Source organism: Polaribacter sp. Asnod6-C07, from assembly GCF_045063625.1.
Lineage (GTDB): Bacteria > Bacteroidota > Bacteroidia > Flavobacteriales > Flavobacteriaceae > Polaribacter > Polaribacter vadi_A.
Map to the genome: position 1 here is coordinate 2,054,090 of NZ_JBEFOF010000005.1, position 19,056 is coordinate 2,073,145.

Consider the following 19,056-nt stretch of genomic DNA (forward strand, 5'->3'; position numbering starts at 1 on the left):
CTCAATCTCCCATTTGTTTTTCAAAACTACAAATTAGGATTCTTTTTGCCAAGTTATTTTTCTAAATTTTATAAAAAGTCAAAATAAGGGTTATGGCCTTATTTTATGCTTGATAACAGACTTATTAACAATAATAATTAATAATTAATAATTTAAAATTAAGAATATAATGGAATATTTTATATCAATAAATCAATTTGTGGATTTCTCAAAAGGGACTGACTCAAAAAAGAAAAGAATAATTAGGCAGCAAAAAGAACCTAATAAGTTCATGATATCTTTATATCAAACACCTAGAGCAAGCATTAAAAAATCACTTTCTAATAATGGGGATAACAAGCCTATTATTGAAGGTCTTAAAAGACTTAAGGATAAAGTACCTGTAAAGCCTAGACAAGTTTTAAATAAAACTATTTCAATTGAAGCTATTCAGAGGTATATGAAAATAAAAATACCTAAAATATTAAAAAGTCATAAACTTGATATTATAAAAAAACCAGAAATAAAATCAATATTCGTGGAGGGTGTTGAAATTTTGATTTCTCCAGATGTGATTTTTACTATGGTTTACAATAATGAAAAATATATTGGAGGTATAAAAATTCATATATCTAAAAGAAATATATTTGAATTAGAAGATTCGAAAAAAGTTTCTTTTTTAATAGAAAAATATTTAAAAGTTATTGAGGATAAATATCAAGCAAAAGTTTTACCAGAATTATGTTTTTCTTTAGATGTTTTTGATGGAAGAATGATTGATGCTCCAAAAAATAAATTATTCTATATAGAAAATATTAAGGAAACTGCGAGGGAAATTAAATCCTTTTGGAAAACAGCATAATTATTTAGAATAAAAAGAGAAGTAGAAATACTTCTCTTTTTTTGTATTTTCGAAAAATGAAAAAAATAATATATTTAATTGTTTTTTTGTCTTTTTATTCTTGTAAAAAAAATGATGAAAAACAAAACGATATCATCATCGAAAAAGAAAATAGTATTAATTTAAATCAAATAAATTTTGATAACTATTTGTTTAATACTCTTAACAATCAGCAAGAAAAAATTGAATTAGAAAAAGGTAAAAAATATATTTTAGATTTTTGGTATTTAGAATGTCCACCTTGTGTAAAACAACATCAAGAAATTAAAGAGCATCAAAATTTACTTGCTAAAAATAACATAGAAGTTATTGGTGTTTCTATTGATAGGAACCTTGAAAATTGGATAAGTTATATCAATAAACATCAATATAATTGGAAAAATTATAATCAATATTCTCAAGAAAATGAAATTAAAACGGATTATAAAATCAAACTTTTTCCAACTTATTTATATATAAATGATGAAGGAGTAATCTTAAAGAAGTTAAATTCTTTTCAAGAATTAATTACTTCATTAGAATTAGTAAGTGAAAATAAATAAAATAAAATGTTGAACTTAAATTATGAGTTCTGCATTAGTAAATCAAGAAATAAATGAATTGGGAACAACTCCTTTCTTTAAAACGTTTTGGTGATACACAAAAACGACCAAGAATAGCACAAGATGAAACACGCTTAGGGTTTGATGTAGATTTTGATAGAATCATATTTTCATCAGCATTTAGAAGTTTACAAGATAAAACACAGGTAATACCATTATCAGAAACCGATTTTGTACACACACGTTTAACACATAGTTTAGAAGTTTCTGTTGTTGGTAGAACTTTGGGTAGAAGAGTTGGTAAAGTGTTGTTAGAACGTCATCCAAATTTGGTGAATTTAGGTTATACTTTTAATGATTTTGGAGCAATTGTAGCAGCTGCATCAGTAACTCATGATATTGGAAATCCACCTTTTGGGCATTCAGGAGAAAAAGCTATTGGCGAGTATTTTAAAACAGGAAATGGTGCTAAATACAAAGACCAATTATCAGCAAAAGAGTATCAAGATTTAATAGATTTTGAGGGCAATGCAAACGGATTTAAAATTCTTACAGAATCTAGAGAAGGTATTTCTGGTGGTTTACGTTTAAGTTATGCAACATTGGGCGCGTTTTTAAAATATCCAAAAGAAAGTTTACCTAAAAAACCAACAAGTCATATAGTTGATAAAAAGTATGGTTTTTTTCAATCAGAAAAAAATGAGTTTTTAGATGTGGTGCAAGAATTAGGAATGAAACCTAAATCGTTAGAAAATAACTCTTTTTACAGACATCCTTTAGCATATTTAGTAGAAGCCGCAGACGATATTTGTTACACTATTATCGATTTTGAAGATGGTATAAACCTTGGTTTAATTGATGAAGATTATGCTTTAGAGTATATGATTAAGCTAGTAAAAGATACTATTGATAGTAAAAAATACCATTCTTTACAACACAAAAAAGATAGGGTAAGTTATTTAAGAGCATTGGCAATTGGTGTTTTAATTAATGAAGCTGTAGCCATATTTTTAGCAAATGAAGAAGCTATTTTAAGTGGGTCTTTTGAAAAATCTTTACTTGATAAATGCAAATACGAAGCACAAATAAACGATATTATTAAAATTAGTATCGATAAAATTTATAAAAGCAATGAGGTTGTAGAAAAAGAAGTTGCAGGTTATAAAATAATTGCAGATTTATTAAATGTTTTTGTTAATGCCTTAAATAATAAGTTTGATGGTAATCAATCTAATTTTGACAAATTGGTACTTAATTTAATGCCTAAAGAATATCAATTAGAAAGTGAGTGTTTATATGGTAGAATAATGCAGGTTTGTAGCTATGTTTCAAGAATGTCAGACAGTTATGCAATTAGAATGCACAAAAAATTAACAGGTAATATTATTTAATTATTATAGTTTATTAACGAAACGTTAAAATTTAACATAATTATTAATCAATTATAGTTAAATTAGTGGTTCTATATTTAAAATTTTAACACTTATGAGAAAAAAAGTACTTGGTTTACTAGCTTTAGTTTTGGTTGCTTTTGTTGGTATAGTTTTATTATCTGATAAAAATGAAGCTAATAATGAAGTAGCATCTTTAAAAAAGATAAAAAAGAAAAAGAAAACCATAGAAGAGAAAATGCTTTATGCAAAAGAAAGAGAGTTGTATGAGTTAGGGTTTCAAATCAATCCAACAACTGGTAAAATTCCTTTAGAAGAGAAAGAGCAAGAATACAATACTGCTTATAAATTATTAAATACAAAATCTAAAAGTAGTGCTACAGGTAGAAGTTTTATCTCTAGAGGTCCTTCTAATTTAGGAGGAAGAACAAGAGCTTTAAGAATAGATGTTTCAGATCCTACAGGAAATACAATTATTGCTGGTGGAGTAAGTAGTGGTGTTTTTAGAACTACTGATGGTGGTGCAAACTGGACCAAAGTTTCAAATAACGATGAAATACATAATGTTACAGCAATTGCGCAAGATACAAGAGTAGATTCTCAAAATATATGGTACTATGCAACAGGAGAATGGTCTGGAAATAGTGCGTCATTAGGTTCTGCATATAGAGGTCAAGGTGTTTGGAAATCTATTGATAGTGGTCTTAATTGGTCTCAAATTTCTTTAACAAATTCAGTTCATGAAGCTTTTGATTCTTATTTCGATTATGTAAATGCTTTAGAAGTAAGTCCTATTAATGGAGAATTATTTATTGCAGCTACAGGTAAAATTTATAGATATGATGGTACAACTATGAATGTTGAACTAGAGATGGCAGATGATGCTACAGGTTGGACAGATGTTAAAATTGCAAGTAATGGTAGAGTTTTTGCAGCTATAGAAGGTACATCTAAAACAGCAGGTGTTACAACTTCTCCAACAGGAAATGGTTCTTGGACTCTTTTAGCAAGAAATGGTAATCCAACAGGTTGGTCTGCTGCAGGCAGAATAACTTTAGCTGTTGCACCTAGTAATAATGATGTTTTTTATGCATTATATAATAATGGAAAAACATCTGATGCTTCTTCAGATACTTATGAAATAGAAGCAGATTTATGGAAATACGATTTATCAACTTCTACTTGGACAAATTACTCAGATAAATTACCAGATGAATCTGGAGGGAACTCAGAAGGTAATGACCCTTTTGCTATTCAAGGAGGATATGATTTAGTAGTTTCTGTTAAACCAGATAATGAGAATTTTGTTGTTGTTGGTGGTACAAATCCATATAAAATTGAAAATATTACTACAGATGTTATGTTTTCAAGAATTGGAGGTTATGTAAATAATTTAAGTTATGGTACATATAGTGTTGGTGGTACAAATCATCATCCAGATATACACCAATTAGTTTTCGACCCTCAAGATCCAACAACTCTTTACAGTGGTACAGATGGTGGAATTCATAAAGCATTAGTTACAGTACCAAGTATAGCTTGGACAAGCTTAAATAATAACTATCAAACATATCAATATTATCATGTTGCTATGGATCCACAATCTGGGAAAGATATTGTTTTAGGTGGTGCACAAGATAATGGAACTACTGTTGGTGGTTTAGATTATGCTAGTTCAGCAATTACTGATAAATCAACAATGGTTAGTATGGCTGGTGGAGATGGAGTTGCTGTTGGAATTGGTAGAAATAGTAATGCACTTAGATATTATTTAGGTTTTCAAAACGGAACAATTTATCAAAGGAAAAATGGATTTTTAGAAATAACTCCAGATGATTCTTCTAGTCAGTTTGTTACTTATTTTTATTTAGATCCAGATAATAATGAAACATTATATTATGCAGGTCAATCTAGTTTATTTGTAACCAATGATGCAGAAAATATAACTAGTGAAACTTGGACTAATTTAGGAACTTTACCAAGTACTAACGAGTTTATTAGAACTATAGCAACTACAAGAGGTACATATAATGCTGCAACAAGTCACATTTATATTGGTGGTCAAAGTGGTGGAATTTTTAGAGTGTCAGATCCTCAAAATGTAACATCTATTTCTACTTCAGCTGTAAATATAACTCCAGCTTCAGCAAGTAAGGCAAGTGGGTCAATTGTGAGTGATATTGCTATTCACCCTACAAATCCAGATATTGTATTAGCAGTTTATTCAAACTACGGAATTAATAATATATACCTAACAACAAACGCAACTGCTGCATCTCCAACTTGGGATTTGGTAGAAAGAAATTTAGATGTTCATTCAATAAGATCTGCAGCAATTACACAAGTAGGTTCAGAAATAACATACTTTGTAGGTACAGCAAAAGGATTATATAGTTCTACAGATCCAACAAGTATAGATTGGGCTATTGAAGGAGCTAACGATTTAGGTTTAGCTATTATTAGTTCATTAGTTTATCGTCCTTCAGATAATAAATTATTAATTGGTACTCATGGAAATGGTATGTACGAAACTACTATAGAAGAAACACTTTCTGTTAGTTCTTTTAATGATGATTTAAAATTATCAATATATCCTAACCCTGTTGCAATTAATGTTTTCTTAAAGAGTAGTTTAATAGATTCAAATGATGATGTTACCTATGAAATTTATAATTTAATTGGTAAATCTGTAAAAAAAGGACAACTTAAAGATGCTCAAATTAATGTAGAAAATTTAACTGTAGGTGCTTATATTTTGAATATAAAATCAAAAGATTTAAAGCAGTCTGTTAAATTTATTAAAGAATAAAAATATGATAAAGAAGTTCTACAGCTTTCTTTTAATGTTTATTTTCCTTTTTGGATGCGCTAGTAGTAATATGAAATTAGAAGATAAACCTTTAGTAGAAATTAAAGAAGCCTACTTTTCTAAATATTCATCAGGAATAAAAGGAGGTGGAGCTGGTTTTAATGTTCATATTTCTATAAGTGATAAATTAGAACAGGATAAAAAACTTTCAGGTATTTATTTTAAAGAAAAATATGCCAATTTAAAGTTTAATGAACCTAATATTTATACAGCTTTTATAAGAACAAAAAAGCCAGAAGATACAAATTTAGACGCTATTAATAGTTCTATAAAAGATGATAAAACTAAAGAGGTTTTAAAAGATGATTTTCCTTTTCAATTAAAATCAAATGAAGCAGTTTTGGTTTATATGATAAAAGAAAAAAAGAAATATTTTAAAGTTCTTTTAGAAAAAAAAGATATTGGTATACCACAATAATATATAAATTAAAAAGACGCAGAAATGCGTCTTTTTTTGTTTTATATCAATCTAGAAAACACTTCTGATAAAGTTCTTGAATCTAGTCCGTTTTTTAATAGTAATCTTTCTTTAGAACCTTGCTCAATAAAATTATCAGGTATACCTAAAATTTTAATTTTATTTTGATAATAATTTTCAGCAGCAAATTCTAAAATAGAAGAACCAAAACCACCTTTTAAAACTCCATCTTCAATAGTAACTATGGTTTGATGTTTTTTTAAAATGGTATGCAATAAATTTTCATCCAAAGGTTTTATGAAACGCAGATCATAATGAGCAATTAAAGAAATTGAGTTTTCATTATTTATTTTTTTTTCTGATAAAACAATGGCTTTAGAAACATTTTCTGCAATTGTACCAACACTCAAAATAGCAATAGTTTTACCATTTTTTAAACAAATACCTTTACCAATATCAATTCTTTGAAAAGGTTTTTGCCAATCAATAATATTACCTAAACCTCTAGGATAACGAATAGCTATCGGATTTTTTAAACCTAATTGAGCCGTATATAAAATATTGCGCAATTCAATTTCGTTTCTTGGAGCAAAAATAATTAGGTTTGGTATACATCTTAAATATGCCAAATCAAAAACACCATGATGTGTAGCACCATCTTCGCCAACTAAACCAGCTCTATCTAAACAAAAAATTACGGGTAAATTTTGCAAAGCCACATCATGAATAACTTGATCGTAAGCACGTTGTAAAAAAGTGGAATAAATATTACAAAAAGGCACTAAACCTTGTGTAGCCATTCCTGCAGCTAAAGTAACAGCATGTTGTTCTGCAATACCAACATCAAAAGTTCGGTTAGGAAACTTTTTTAACATTAAGTTTAAAGAACTACCAGTTAACATTGCTGGTGTAATTGCTACAATTTTATCATTTTTTTCTGCGAGTTCAACAATGGTTTTACCAAATACATCTTGATACTTTGTATATAAACTAGCTTCTTTCTTTAAACGCTCCCCAGAAATTTTATCAAATTTACCAGGTGCATGATAGGTTATTTGATCTTCTTCAGCCTTTTGTAAACCTTTACCTTTGGTAGTGATAATGTGTAAAAATTTTGGGCCTTTTACAGATTTTAATCGTTCTAATTCAGTTAATAGTTTTGGTAAATTATGACCATCAATAGGTCCAGAATAATTAAAATTTAATGCTTTTATAATATTATTTTGAGCAGCTAATTTTCTATCGGATTTTACCTTAGTTAAATACTCTTTTAAAGCACCAACAGCAGGATCAATCCCAATAGCATTATCATTTAAAATGATGAGTAAATTTGCTTTAGAAACTCCTGCATGATTCAACGCTTCAAAAGCCATTCCGCTTGCAATAGAAGCATCACCAATTACAGCAATATGTTGTTTTTCTTTTTCTCCTTTTAAGTTCGATGCAATTGCCATTCCTAAAGCTGCAGAAATAGAAGTAGAAGAATGACCAACACCAAATGCATCAAATTTACTTTCTTTTCTTGACGGAAAACCAGAAATACCACCAAATTGTCTGTTGGTATGAAAAACGTCTTTTCTTCCAGTTAAAATTTTATGTCCATACGCTTGATGACCAACATCCCAAACTAATAAATCATTAGGTGTATCAAACAAATAATGCAAAGCAATTGTTAATTCTACAACACCTAAACTTGCACCCAAATGGCCTTCTTTAGTTGATACAATATCAATAATAAATTCCCTTAAATTTTTAGCTAATTCAGGTAATTGATTAGGATTTAATTTTCTTAAATCAGAAGGATTTGATATGTTGTCCAACAAATTTTTTGACATTCTACAAAAATACAATAATCCTTTTTTGTAATATTGATTTTTATTTTCTTAAAATTATGATACAACCTTTTGATGATACTTTTTTTATGAGAAAAGCCTATCAAGAAGCAGAAATTGCTTTTGATAAAGGCGAGGTTCCTGTTGGTGCAGTTATTGTTTTAAAGAATAAAATAATTGCAAGAGCACATAATTTAACAGAGACTTTAAATGATGTAACAGCACACGCAGAAATGCAAGCATTTACTGCAGCTGCAGATTTTTTAGGTGGTAAATATTTAAAAGATTGTATTTTGTATGTAACTTTAGAGCCTTGCCAAATGTGTGCAGGTGCAAGTTATTGGGCACAAATAAGTAAAATTGTCTATGGCGCTTCTGAACCTGAAAGAGGTTTTGTAAATTTAAAAACTACTTTACATCCGAAGACAAAAGTTGTATCAGGAATTTTAGAAAACGAATGTTCTCAAATTTTAAAACGATTTTTTATAGAAAAACGTAATCTAAATTAAAAGCAAACTGTTAAATATTTAACAAACTCTTCTTAAAAAATTTGTAGTGTAATTTGTTTTAATCAACTTTAGGGTTAATTCAAATTTAATCAAACATTACAAATGAAAAATTTCATCTTGTTTTTTGTGTTTTTATTGACTGTTTCAATAAGTTTTGCACAAGAAACTCCAAAACCCAATTACAGAGCTGCAGCTAAATATTCGCCTAAAAATTTAGCAAAAATGGTACATTCAACCAGTGTAAATCCTCATTGGTTAAAAAAAGGAAACCGTTTTTGGTATTCTTACAAAACATCAGAAGGTTCTAATTATTATTTAGTTGATTTAGACAGAAAAACTAAAAAAACACTTTTTGATAACATAAAAATGGCAAAATGGTTAACAGAAATTACCAAAGATCCTTACGATGCAAAACATTTACCACGTTTCAGTTTTAAATTTAACGAAGCAGAAAATGCCATCCGTTTTTATGTAACTTCTACAGAAGAAGTAGAGGTTATAGAAGAAAAAAAAGAGGTTAAAAAAGATTCTACATCAACCAAAAAAGGTAAAAAAGCAAAGCCTAAAAAACCTAAAATGGAAAAGAAAGTTTACCATTTAGAATACAAATTAGGTAGTAATAGTTTAACCATTTTAGATAATAAAAAGAAAGAAAAAGAACCTTGGAAACGTTGGGCAAATATTGCTCCAGATAGTTCTATCGTTTTGTACTCTAAAAATTACAATTTGTATTGGATGGATAAAGTAAACTTTAAAAAGTTTATTAAAGATGAAAAAGACAGTACTGTTGTAGAAAATCAATGGACAAAAGATGGTGAAAAAAACTATGGTTATGGTAGAGGTGGTAGAGGACGAGATAATGAAGATATAGAAAAAAATAAAGATAAAAGAAATGGAGTTGGAGGTATGTGGTCTCACGATTCTAAAAAGTTCGTTTTTCAAAAATCAGACTCTAGACATATTAAAGATTTATGGGTAATTAACTCTACAGGTAAAAAAAGACCAACGTTAGAAACGTACAAATATCACATGCCAGGAGAACAAGAATATTACAAATCAGAATTATTAATTTTTGATATTCCTACAAAAACACATGTAAGAGTTCCATTAGATACTATTAAACAACAAAGTATTTCTGTTTTTAGAGCGCCAAGAAAACAATCTGAAAGAGATGACGATTTTAGACCTTCTTTACTTTTATCTAAAAAAGGGAAAGTATATTTTAGTGTAATATCTAGAGATCGTAAAAAATACGATATTAATGTTGCTGATATTAATACTGGAGAATATAAAACCTTAATCGAAGAGCGTTTTAATACATATATAGAATCTAAACCTTTGGTTTTATTTAATAATGAAACAGAAATGTTGCATTGGGCAGAACGTGATGGTTGGGCACATTTTTATTTGTATGATGCCAATGGTAATTTAAAAAACCAAGTTACAAATGGCGATTATCATGTGTCTAATTTTGAGGGTTTAAACGAAAAAACTAGAACTTTATATTTTTCCGCAAATGGAGTAAATAAAGAACAAGATCCTTATTATGCTCATACTTATAGTATCAATTTAAATGGTACAGGATTAAAGACTTTAAATCCTGGTGATTTTACTGCAAGAACAAGTATGTCTGATTCTAATCAATACTTTGTAAGTAATTTTTCTAGAGTTAATACAGTGCCAAAATCGGAAGTTAGAGATGCTAATGGAAGTAAAGTTATGGATTTAGAAACAGCAGATTTATCGCAATTATTTGCATCAGGATATAAATTTCCAGAACCTTTTAAAGTAAAAGCAGATGATGGAATTACAGATATTTACGGAGTAATGTACAAACCTTTTGATATGGATTCTACCAAAGTTTATCCGCTTTTAGAATATGTGTATCCTGGCCCACAAACAGAAGCAGTAAATAAATCTTTTTCTTTTAGAATGGATAGAGTTGATAGAATGGCGCAAGTTGGTTTTATTGTAATTACGTTAGGAAACAGAGGTGGACATCCAGACAGATCTAAATGGTATCATAATTATGGTTATGGTAATTTGCGTGATTATGGTTTGGCTGATAAAAAATATGTTGCGCAACAATTGGCAAATAAACATAAGTTTATCGACATTGAAAAAGTAGGAATTTACGGTCATTCTGGAGGTGGATTTATGTCTACAGCTGCAATGTTAGTATATCCAGATTTTTTTAAAGCAGCAGTTTCATCAGCAGGAAATCATGATAATAATGTGTACAATTCTTGGTGGAGTGAAACGCATCATGGTGTAAAAGAAGAGATTGATGAGAAAGGAAAAAGTTCTTATAAATATAAAATTGATGTAAATCAATCTTTAGCAAAAAATTTAAAAGGACATTTAATGTTGATTCATGGAGATATGGATAATAACGTAAATCCTGCAGGAACCATAAGAATGGCAAACGAATTAATTAAAGCAAATAAACGTTTTAAATATATGATTATGCCAGGACAAAGACATGGTTTTGGTAATATGACAGAATATTCTTTCTGGTTAAGAGCAGATCATTTTAGTAAATATTTACTGGGAGAAGAAAACACAAGTGCAGACTTTATGTTTATGAATTTAGACAAACCAATGAATAGATAATTTTTTAGAATGTCTGTTCGAGCGAAGTCGAGAACTAATTAATAGAATTAAAATTAACCAAAAACTCCGAATGAAAATTCGGAGTTTTTTTTGGTTGAATTTAAAAGTTCTCGATACAATTTCTCTTCCTTTGTCAGAAAAACCACTCGAACTAACAATTAGATTTCTTTAAAGTTTTTAGTCTGTAATATCGAATGATTTTGCTTTTTTGCAAAATTGTATCGAGCTGTTTTTAATCTTGTTGATACTCTAAAATATCTGCAGGCTGGCATTCTAAAGCTTTACAAATTGCCTCTAAAGTAGAAAACCGAATCGCTTTTGCTTTACCAGATTTTAAAACGGATAAATTTGCGGTAGTAATGCCAATTATTTCTGCCAATTCTTTACTGCGCATTTTGCGTTTGGCAAGCATTACGTCTAAGTTTACAATGATTGCCATATTATATTGTTAAATCGTTTTCTTGTTTTTGATGTTTTGCAATTTTAAATATTTCACTTAAAACTAAAAAGAATAAGCCTAAACATATAATTACTAAATGTTGATTCAAACCGAATTCTAAAGTTGTTTTTTGCTCAAAATAAATTTTACTAATCATCGAAACTGAGAGAGAAATAATTCCGGAAACAGATAATAAATTTCCTGTTTTTTTGAATGATTTTATAACTGTTTCTTCAAATATTTTTATTCTTATAAAGTAGTTTAATACTTTTCTAAAAAAATATAAAGCTGTAATAATTAGTAAATAATTTAGTGCTGAAATAACCAATAATGTTTTTGATAATAAACTATCATTATTAAAATTTACTGAATTTATTTTGATATTTACCTCACTTAAATCAACAAAGAAAATCGCAATAGAAAAACCAAAAATCATTAGTATAATTGGCATAGAAAATATCCAAAATAAATCTACAATTGCTTTTAAAATATTAATTTTTCTCATAGTTTTAAATTGTTAAATCGTTTTCTTGTTTTATAATATTTCCGTTTTTAATTAATGAAGAAATTATTAATACAAAAAGAGAGATCATGTATAAGTACATTCTTTTTGCAATGTTAGTTCCAAGAGCGTAACCCAAGTTATAAGAATTGGATTCTTTAGAGCTAACAGTACTATCTAAAAACGAATGGTCTATAGTTGTTTGTACAATGATAAGAATTGATGTGAAAACTATAATACCTTTTCCTATAGCATGTAATTGATTTGCGTTTTTGTTAGTGAAAACCTTGTTATCAATGAGGTTTTGAGCTATTCTTATCAAATTAAACAACTGATATATTAAATAAATTAAGCTGGCTAAAATAAAAATACTTACTATCCAGAGTAAAGATTGGTTAATATCTTCAGGATACTCTATTCCAAATATTTTATTTAGTTTTTTATCGTTATTACTAATTAAATATAGATTCTGTATTTGTTTAAAAGTAAGATAGATAAGTCTTATTAAAAATATAAGCGATAGCCATTTTAAAATGTTCGATTGTGTTTTCATTGTTTTTTAAATTGTTAAATCGTTTTCTTGTTGAATAGTGTTTCCTTTTTTTATCAAATCTTGATAGAAGTATAAAAAGAATGCAACAACTAAATGAATAAATACAAAAAAATGAGGCTCATCAAATTTTAAATATCCTAAAGAAAAGTAACGATACAAAATGCCAACAAAGCCAATAATTACAGGGATAAAGTTTAATTTGAAAAAAAGATTAAGCTGCTTTACAGCATGTTTATCAAATGTATTTTCAGAAATAAATATTTTGAAAAATTTTTGTAATGTATAAAAATAAATAGCATAAAAAATCATTGTTCCCCACATTAAAATAATGGTATAGTTGATCCAGAATTCAACACCAATATTTTTAATTTTAGCAAAATCTAAACCTTCTCTTTTAACAATTTCTACAAAAGGAATATCCCAATTAAAATAATATTCTAAAAAAGAGGATAATGAAAGAGGTATCAGAATTAAAGTAAATAAAAGAAAACCCCAGAAAGTTATTTTAGAAATTAAATAGGCAATTTTTTTCATAACATTTTATAGTATTTGATATCACAAATATATAAAAATTATCGAAAAACAATAATAAAATACTAAATAAAGGTAATTTACACTTTTTTAATGACACTTGTTACAATTCCCCAGATCATAAAATCATTCTCTTCTGTAATGTTTATAATTGGGTAATTAGGGTTTTCTGGTTGCAACCAAACTTCATTTTTTTCTACACGAAGTCTTTTTACGGTAAACTCGCCATCTAAAAAACAAACCGCAATTTTATTGTTGGCAGGTTCTAAACTTCTATCAATAACTAATAAATCGTTATCGTCTAAACCAGCATCAATCATAGATTGACCTTTTACTTTGGCAAAAAAAGTAGCGTCTTTGTTTTGAATTAATTCATCATCTAAAGAAATTCGAGTTTCTCTAAAATCGTCTGCAGGCGAAGGAAATCCAGCAGAAATGCCAACATCAACCAAAACAGCTCCATTACCAGATGAAGCTTTTGGTGTAAAAAAAGTAAGATTTTTAGTTCCCATCATAAGTAGTTGCAAATTATAACTTTTCTTGAAATGTTTTAGATATTATTTTAGAATTAAAAAAAGTTGTGAATTTTAAGTTATTAAATTGTTCTCGATACAATTTTTCGTGCCTCAAAATCACTCGAACTGACATATTAGAATTAAGAAAGGTAAAAATAAAATAGGTAATTAAAATACTGTTTTACAATTATTACAAATGTGTCTTGTTTTTTCAAAAAAGGGAAACAACATATAAAACACATTTTTTCTTTGTGCAGGTGCAACTAAAATTCGAGTAGAATCACAGTTAGGGCAAAAAATATCATTTCCATTTTTATCTTTTTGATACGTTCTAATTTCATTGTAAATAGTAGCTGCTTTATCAAAATCGTTTTTATGAACCAACAATTTTACGCCACCAATTGCATTGCTAACCAAAGGATCAGTATCTATCGTTTTTTCGTCCATTAGTAAGGTTTTTAAACCTTCTGAATCTAATTTAGATTTGGTAACATGTGCTTCTGTAGAATAATCAAAAACGGCTAAAATTTTATAATTATCATTCATAAAAAACTTATTTAGTGGCTTTTACAATTAAAATATCATTAATATTTGTTGTAAATTTAGGTGATAATCTTTCTTGACGCATTTTCCAAGTGCGTTTTAAATCTTGATTTCCTAATTTAATTTTGTCTGCTTTAAATTTACGATTTAAATGATCAATAGCAGACATTAAAGGTTTGTGTTTAGGATTTTCTTCTGAAAATAAGTTCAACTGAAAATTATCATTGGGCACTAAACCAGTAACAATTACACCTGCTCTTTTGTATTTAATTCCGGGTTTAAAAATACTTTTTACAGCCTCAACAGCAGCTTTAGAAATGGTTAATGTAGAGTCTGTTGGATACGAAAAAAACACGGTTTTACTCTCTCTGTGTTGTGGTTCATTTTTTTGATGACGGTTGCTAGAAAGCTGCACAATTAACATATGACAGCTCGATTCTTGATTACGCAATTTTTCTGCACAACTTGCAGCAAACGTAGAAATACGTTCTTTAAGATTATTGATATCAGAATACGTGTATTCGAAACTACGAGTTGTGGCAATCATTTTTTTTGATGAAACTTCTTCTAACGGAATTTTAGAAATGCCTTGTAAATCTTTTTGCAAACGCCATTCTACAATAGAAAAATTCTTTAAAACCCAATCGCTTGGTAATTGTGTAAAATCATACGCAGTTGTACAACCTTTTGCTTGCAATCTGTTTTTTAAGCGTCTTCCAATTCCCCAAACATTGCCAATTTTTGTCCATTTTAAGGCTTTAATTCTGTTTTCTTCGCAATCAATAACGCAAATTCCTTTAGATTGTTTTAAGTTAGAACGTGCAATTTTATTGGCAACTTTACTCAATGCTTTGGTTGGCGCAATTCCTACACAAGTTGGTATGCCTGTCCATTTTAAAACTCTACTTCTAATTTTTGTTGCATATTCTTGTAGATCATAATTATCAAAACCTTGTAATTGTAAAAAAGATTCATCAATAGAATACACTTCTATATCTGGAGAAAAATCGCCCAGAATATTCATTACTCTTGCACTCATATCTCCATACAAAGGATAATTAGAAGACAAAACTGTAATGTTTTTTTCTTTGCAAAACTGTTCCCATTTAAAAATTGGAGCGCCAAATGGGAGTTCTAATTTCTTAGCTTCATCACTCATAGAAATTACACAACCATCATTATTACTTAAAATAGCAACAGGTTTGTTTTGCAAGTTTGGGTTAAAAACTCGCTCGCAAGAAGCATAAAAATTATTACAATCTACAAGTGCAAACATGGTATAAAAATACCTAAAAATAGCAGACAAAATTACGTTGTTAATATCTTAATTTGTAAAAGAAGCAGAATATTATCAATCTAACTTAAAGACAGATTTTTATAAGCACTTTTTAATTTCTGAATAACAATTTCGATTTCATTTTCATTTAAATGCCCAAATCCAAAGCGAATTGCACAAGTGGTTTTATTCTGATATAATATAGTTTTGGGTAAAAATAAATTGTTTTTTTCGGCTTCTTCTGCCAATTTAACTAAAGGTATGGTTGGGTTAAACGTTAACCAAATTGCTAAACCACCTTCAGGAATTTTCCAAGCTGCAATTTTATCAAAATGTTTCAATAATAATTGATTTAAATAATCTCTTCTTTTTTTATAGATAACAATATTTTTTTGCATTAATCTGTAAATTTCTCCTTCATTAATTAATTCTGATAGCATTTGTTGCTGAATTAAATCTCCTTGTTCGTCTAATAAATACAAGTAATTTTTAGCTTCTGATATTAAATTTTCTGGTGCAATTACAAATCCGGTTTGAAAACTAGGAAACAAAGATTGCCCTAATTTACCTAAGTAAATAACCATCCCATTTTCATCAGAATTTGTCATTGGTAAAACAGGAGAATTATCAAATTGAAAATCAAAATCAAAATCATCTTCAATAATGGCAAAACCAAATTCTTTGGCCAATTTTAGTAATGCAGTTCTACGTGTTGCGCTTAAGGTAACTGTGGTTGGGTAATCTCTGTGCGCACAAAGATAAACACATCTAATACTGTTTTTTATAAAGTTTTTTCTGATAAATTCAACATCTAAACCATCATCATCAGTAGGAATTGTAATTAGTTGAGCTCCTACTTGCTGAAATATCATATTAGAAGCATAATTGCTTAAATCGCCAACCAAAACAACATCATTTTTTTGAATTAAAAGTTGAGAAACAATGTACAAACTCATTTCTGTACTTCTGGTACTAATTATATTTTTAGGGCCTACATGTAATCCTCTTGTGGCATTTAAATAATTACACAGTTGTGTTTGGAACATAGAAAGTGACGCTTCTTGAGGTCTGTTCCATTTTTGAATTAAAGTTTTACGTTTCATAGCTGCACTATACCATCTTGTAAATTGATTTACAGGATGTAAACGCAAATCTGGTTTACCATCATTTATAGAATATTTAGCTTCTGTTAATTGCACAGTAGATGCCAAATGAAACGATTTTTGAAATTCGAAACCAGTAGTTTTGGCTAAATTTTGATGATTGATAAATTCAGTTTTTCTGTTTTTATCAGTGAATCTCACTTTTTTAGTAGATACAAAAGTGCCTTTATTAGGTTTAATATCTACCCAACCTTGAGAGGCTAACTCATCATAAATAGCGACAGCAGTATTTCTATGAATTTGTAATGTTTTTGCAAGAGCTCTAGTGCCTGGTAATTTTGTTTTTTTTAGGATGATGTTCCTCTGAAACAAGTGTACAAATGCTTGCGCAACTTGTATGTAAACAGCTTGTGTTTTAGATTTATCAAAATTGACGTTTTTCTGAATTATTGTTAAAAGTGGACTATCTCTCATTTAAAAACCGGACTATTTTAAGCGGTTATAAAGTTACGTTTTTTGCAGTCTATTTAAATCACTATTTATGAAAATTAAAATTACGTTAGTAATTCTTGGATTGTTATCCGTTTTACAAGTAAAATCACAAGAAAAAGTTATAAAAAGAGATACTTTAAAAGAGGTTGTTATTACATCAACAAGAATAGATTTACCTTTTAAAGCAAATTCTAGAACTATAAATGTTATTTCATCTCAAGACATTAAAAATAGTGCAGCTACCAATGTTGCAGATGTATTACAACAAGTTGCAGGTGTAGATATTAGAAGAAGAGGTACTGCTGGTAGCCAAGCAGATTTATACATTAGAGGTGGTGGTTTCGATCAAACTTTACTATTAATTGATGGTATTAAAATGGATGATTCTCAAACAGGGCATCATACATTAAATGCGGCTTTACCAATAGAAGTTATTGAAAGAATAGAAGTAATAAAAGGACCTGCAGCAAGAGTTTTTGGTCAGAATGCATTTACGGGTGCTATAAATATTGTTACTAAAAAGAAATTGAATAATGTTGCTTCTGTAAATGTAGAAACAGGTTCTTTTGGGCAATTAAATGGTTCTGTAACTGTGGGTAAAGAATTTGAAAACTCATCAATAATAGCACACGTTGGTGCATTAACATCAGATGGTTATAGAGAAAATTCAGATTATAACAATTACAATTATTTCTTAAAAGGAGTTTTTAATAAAAAGCGCCAACCAATAGAGGTTTTGGCTACTTTTTTCGATAAAAAATTCGGAGCAGAAAACTTTTATACCACTAACGAAACGTTTCACGAATACGAAGAAACTCAGAATAGTGTAATTGGTGTTTCTACTACTTTTAAATCAGAAAAATTAAAAATTACACCAAGAGTGTATTGGAGAAGAGGTCAAGATATTTTCTTGTTAAGAAGAGACGATCCTAGTTTTTACAGAAACTTGCACATCACGAATAAAGTAGGTGTAGAAACAAATGCAGCTTACACATCTAATGCAGGTGTTACTGGTTTTGGAATCGATGTTTCTAGAGTTTCTATTAGCAGTAATAATTTAGGTGATAGAAATAGAACAATGGCTAATTTGTTTTTAGAACATCGTTTTAGTTTGGCTGATGATAAATTAGACATTACTCCAGGTATTGCAGTTACGTATTTTTCTGATTTTAAATTCCATGCTTTTCCAGGATTAGATTTAGGGTTTCAAATATCAGATAAAGTAAAAGCTTACGGAAATATTGGTTATACGTATAGAATACCAACTTACACAGATTTATTTTATAGTGATCCTGTAACTGTGGGTAACGAAAATTTGGAGCCAGAAGAAGCCTTTGCGCAAGAAATTGGTTTTAAATTTAATGATGCTAAATTCTCTGCTTCAGTTGCTTTCTTTAATAGAGATTCTGATAATTTGATAGATTATGTAAGAGAAAATACAGATAATAGTGCATTTACAGCAACAAACATTGCAGAAGTAAATACCAAAGGTTTTGAATTAGATGCAGGTTATAATTTTAAAATAGGTAGTTATACTCAAACTATTTCTACAAACTATACTTTTTTAGAGGATGATATTTTAGATCAAAATAAAGATTTATCTCGTTATTCTTTAAACACATTAAGACATCAATTTACAACACGTTTTACAAGTAAATTGTTTAAAAATTTGCGTCAGAATATTATTTACAAACATGCAGAACGTACAGTTGGTACTTCTTATAATGTTTGGGATGCATCTATTATTGTTGATGTAAATAAGATTAATTTTACAATTACAGCTAATAATATTTTTAATGTAGATTATATAGAATCTGGTTTTGTACCAATGCCACCAAGCAACGTTTTATTTGGATTGAGATACAATTTTTAAGGAATCTAAAATTCCCGTTTTTTTACTTTAAGCCTTGATAAAATTTTTTATCAGGGCTTTTTTTTGATCTATTATTGTAACAAAATATATTTTTTATCTACTAATATAATACAATCACTTTTTTATTTTTTCAAGAATATAAATTGATCTTTTTTGCCGAAGATAAAGTCAATTT

Annotated in this window: 17 protein-coding genes; 8 read left to right on the forward strand and 9 right to left on the reverse strand. The window is 28.6% G+C overall.

All coding sequences use genetic code 11. The features are described 5' to 3' along the window. Positions 1 to 169 precede the first annotated feature (169 nt). From ACJJVK_RS08730 to ACJJVK_RS08750, 5 genes are all read left to right on the forward strand, one after another. Positions 170 to 841, forward strand: a complete 672-nt coding sequence (locus tag ACJJVK_RS08730) for a hypothetical protein (RefSeq protein WP_405565219.1) — start codon at positions 170 to 172, stop codon at positions 839 to 841. A gap of 56 nt (positions 842 to 897) precedes the next feature. Next, on the forward strand, positions 898 to 1,422 hold the full coding sequence (locus ACJJVK_RS08735) for a TlpA family protein disulfide reductase (protein ID WP_405565221.1): 525 nt from the start codon (positions 898 to 900) through the stop codon (positions 1,420 to 1,422). 53 nt (positions 1,423 to 1,475) lie between these two features. After that, positions 1,476 to 2,813 (forward strand): deoxyguanosinetriphosphate triphosphohydrolase, encoded by a 1,338-nt coding sequence (locus ACJJVK_RS08740; RefSeq protein WP_405565224.1) that lies wholly within the window; start codon positions 1,476 to 1,478, stop codon positions 2,811 to 2,813. Positions 2,814 to 2,907: 94 nt separating this feature from the next. After that, positions 2,908 to 5,622: a T9SS type A sorting domain-containing protein gene (locus ACJJVK_RS08745; RefSeq protein ID WP_405565227.1), complete on the forward strand. Its 2,715-nt coding sequence runs from the start codon at positions 2,908 to 2,910 to the stop codon at positions 5,620 to 5,622. 70 nt (positions 5,623 to 5,692) lie between these two features. Continuing rightward, positions 5,693 to 6,100 carry a hypothetical protein gene (locus ACJJVK_RS08750; protein ID WP_405565230.1) on the forward strand — a complete coding sequence of 136 codons (408 nt, stop codon included), beginning with the start codon at positions 5,693 to 5,695 and terminating at the stop codon, positions 6,098 to 6,100. A 41-nt stretch (positions 6,101 to 6,141) separates the two neighbouring features. Here ACJJVK_RS08750 and dxs read toward each other — a convergent pair whose 3' ends face one another. After that, entirely contained in the window at positions 6,142 to 7,935 is a 1,794-nt protein-coding gene (dxs, locus tag ACJJVK_RS08755; protein WP_405565232.1) for a 1-deoxy-D-xylulose-5-phosphate synthase, read from the reverse strand. A 56-nt stretch (positions 7,936 to 7,991) separates the two neighbouring features. On the opposite strand from dxs, the gene ACJJVK_RS08760 reads away from it, so the two are divergent. Beyond that, on the forward strand, positions 7,992 to 8,441 hold the full coding sequence (locus ACJJVK_RS08760) for a nucleoside deaminase (RefSeq protein ID WP_405565234.1): 450 nt from the start codon (positions 7,992 to 7,994) through the stop codon (positions 8,439 to 8,441). A gap of 102 nt (positions 8,442 to 8,543) precedes the next feature. Then, positions 8,544 to 11,054, forward strand: coding sequence for a prolyl oligopeptidase family serine peptidase (locus ACJJVK_RS08765; protein ID WP_405565237.1), 2,511 nt, complete (start codon positions 8,544 to 8,546; stop codon positions 11,052 to 11,054). Positions 11,055 to 11,286: 232 nt separating this feature from the next. On the opposite strand, the gene ACJJVK_RS08770 is transcribed toward ACJJVK_RS08765, so the two are convergent. From ACJJVK_RS08770 to ACJJVK_RS08805, 8 genes are all read right to left on the reverse strand, one after another. After that, entirely contained in the window at positions 11,287 to 11,493 is a 207-nt protein-coding gene (locus ACJJVK_RS08770; protein ID WP_091895173.1) for a helix-turn-helix transcriptional regulator, read from the reverse strand. A gap of 1 nt (position 11,494) precedes the next feature. Continuing rightward, the gene (locus tag ACJJVK_RS08775; protein ID WP_405565240.1) at positions 11,495 to 11,998 is read right to left on the reverse strand and encodes a DUF2975 domain-containing protein; all 504 of its coding nucleotides are present in this window, start codon (positions 11,996 to 11,998) and stop codon (positions 11,495 to 11,497) included. Between the two features lie 4 nt (positions 11,999 to 12,002). Continuing rightward, positions 12,003 to 12,548: a DUF2975 domain-containing protein gene (locus tag ACJJVK_RS08780; protein WP_405565242.1), complete on the reverse strand. Its 546-nt coding sequence runs from the start codon at positions 12,546 to 12,548 to the stop codon at positions 12,003 to 12,005. 6 nt (positions 12,549 to 12,554) lie between these two features. Continuing rightward, entirely contained in the window at positions 12,555 to 13,082 is a 528-nt protein-coding gene (locus tag ACJJVK_RS08785; RefSeq protein WP_405565245.1) for a DUF2975 domain-containing protein, read from the reverse strand. 77 nt (positions 13,083 to 13,159) lie between these two features. After that, positions 13,160 to 13,594: a LexA family protein gene (locus tag ACJJVK_RS08790; protein ID WP_405565247.1), complete on the reverse strand. Its 435-nt coding sequence runs from the start codon at positions 13,592 to 13,594 to the stop codon at positions 13,160 to 13,162. Positions 13,595 to 13,762: 168 nt separating this feature from the next. Beyond that, on the reverse strand, positions 13,763 to 14,140 hold the full coding sequence (locus tag ACJJVK_RS08795; RefSeq protein ID WP_405565249.1) for a DUF2007 domain-containing protein: 378 nt from the start codon (positions 14,138 to 14,140) through the stop codon (positions 13,763 to 13,765). A 7-nt stretch (positions 14,141 to 14,147) separates the two neighbouring features. Then, complete coding sequence (locus tag ACJJVK_RS08800) at positions 14,148 to 15,413, reverse strand: Y-family DNA polymerase (RefSeq protein ID WP_405568336.1); 1,266 nt, start codon at positions 15,411 to 15,413, stop codon at positions 14,148 to 14,150. Positions 15,414 to 15,493: 80 nt separating this feature from the next. Then, positions 15,494 to 16,990: a PLP-dependent aminotransferase family protein gene (locus tag ACJJVK_RS08805; RefSeq protein ID WP_405565251.1), complete on the reverse strand. Its 1,497-nt coding sequence runs from the start codon at positions 16,988 to 16,990 to the stop codon at positions 15,494 to 15,496. Between the two features lie 67 nt (positions 16,991 to 17,057). Here ACJJVK_RS08805 and ACJJVK_RS08810 point away from each other — a divergent pair, with 67 nt between their 5' ends. Further along, positions 17,058 to 18,881: a TonB-dependent receptor plug domain-containing protein gene (locus ACJJVK_RS08810; protein ID WP_405565252.1), complete on the forward strand. Its 1,824-nt coding sequence runs from the start codon at positions 17,058 to 17,060 to the stop codon at positions 18,879 to 18,881. The last annotated feature ends 175 nt before the right edge of the window (positions 18,882 to 19,056 follow it).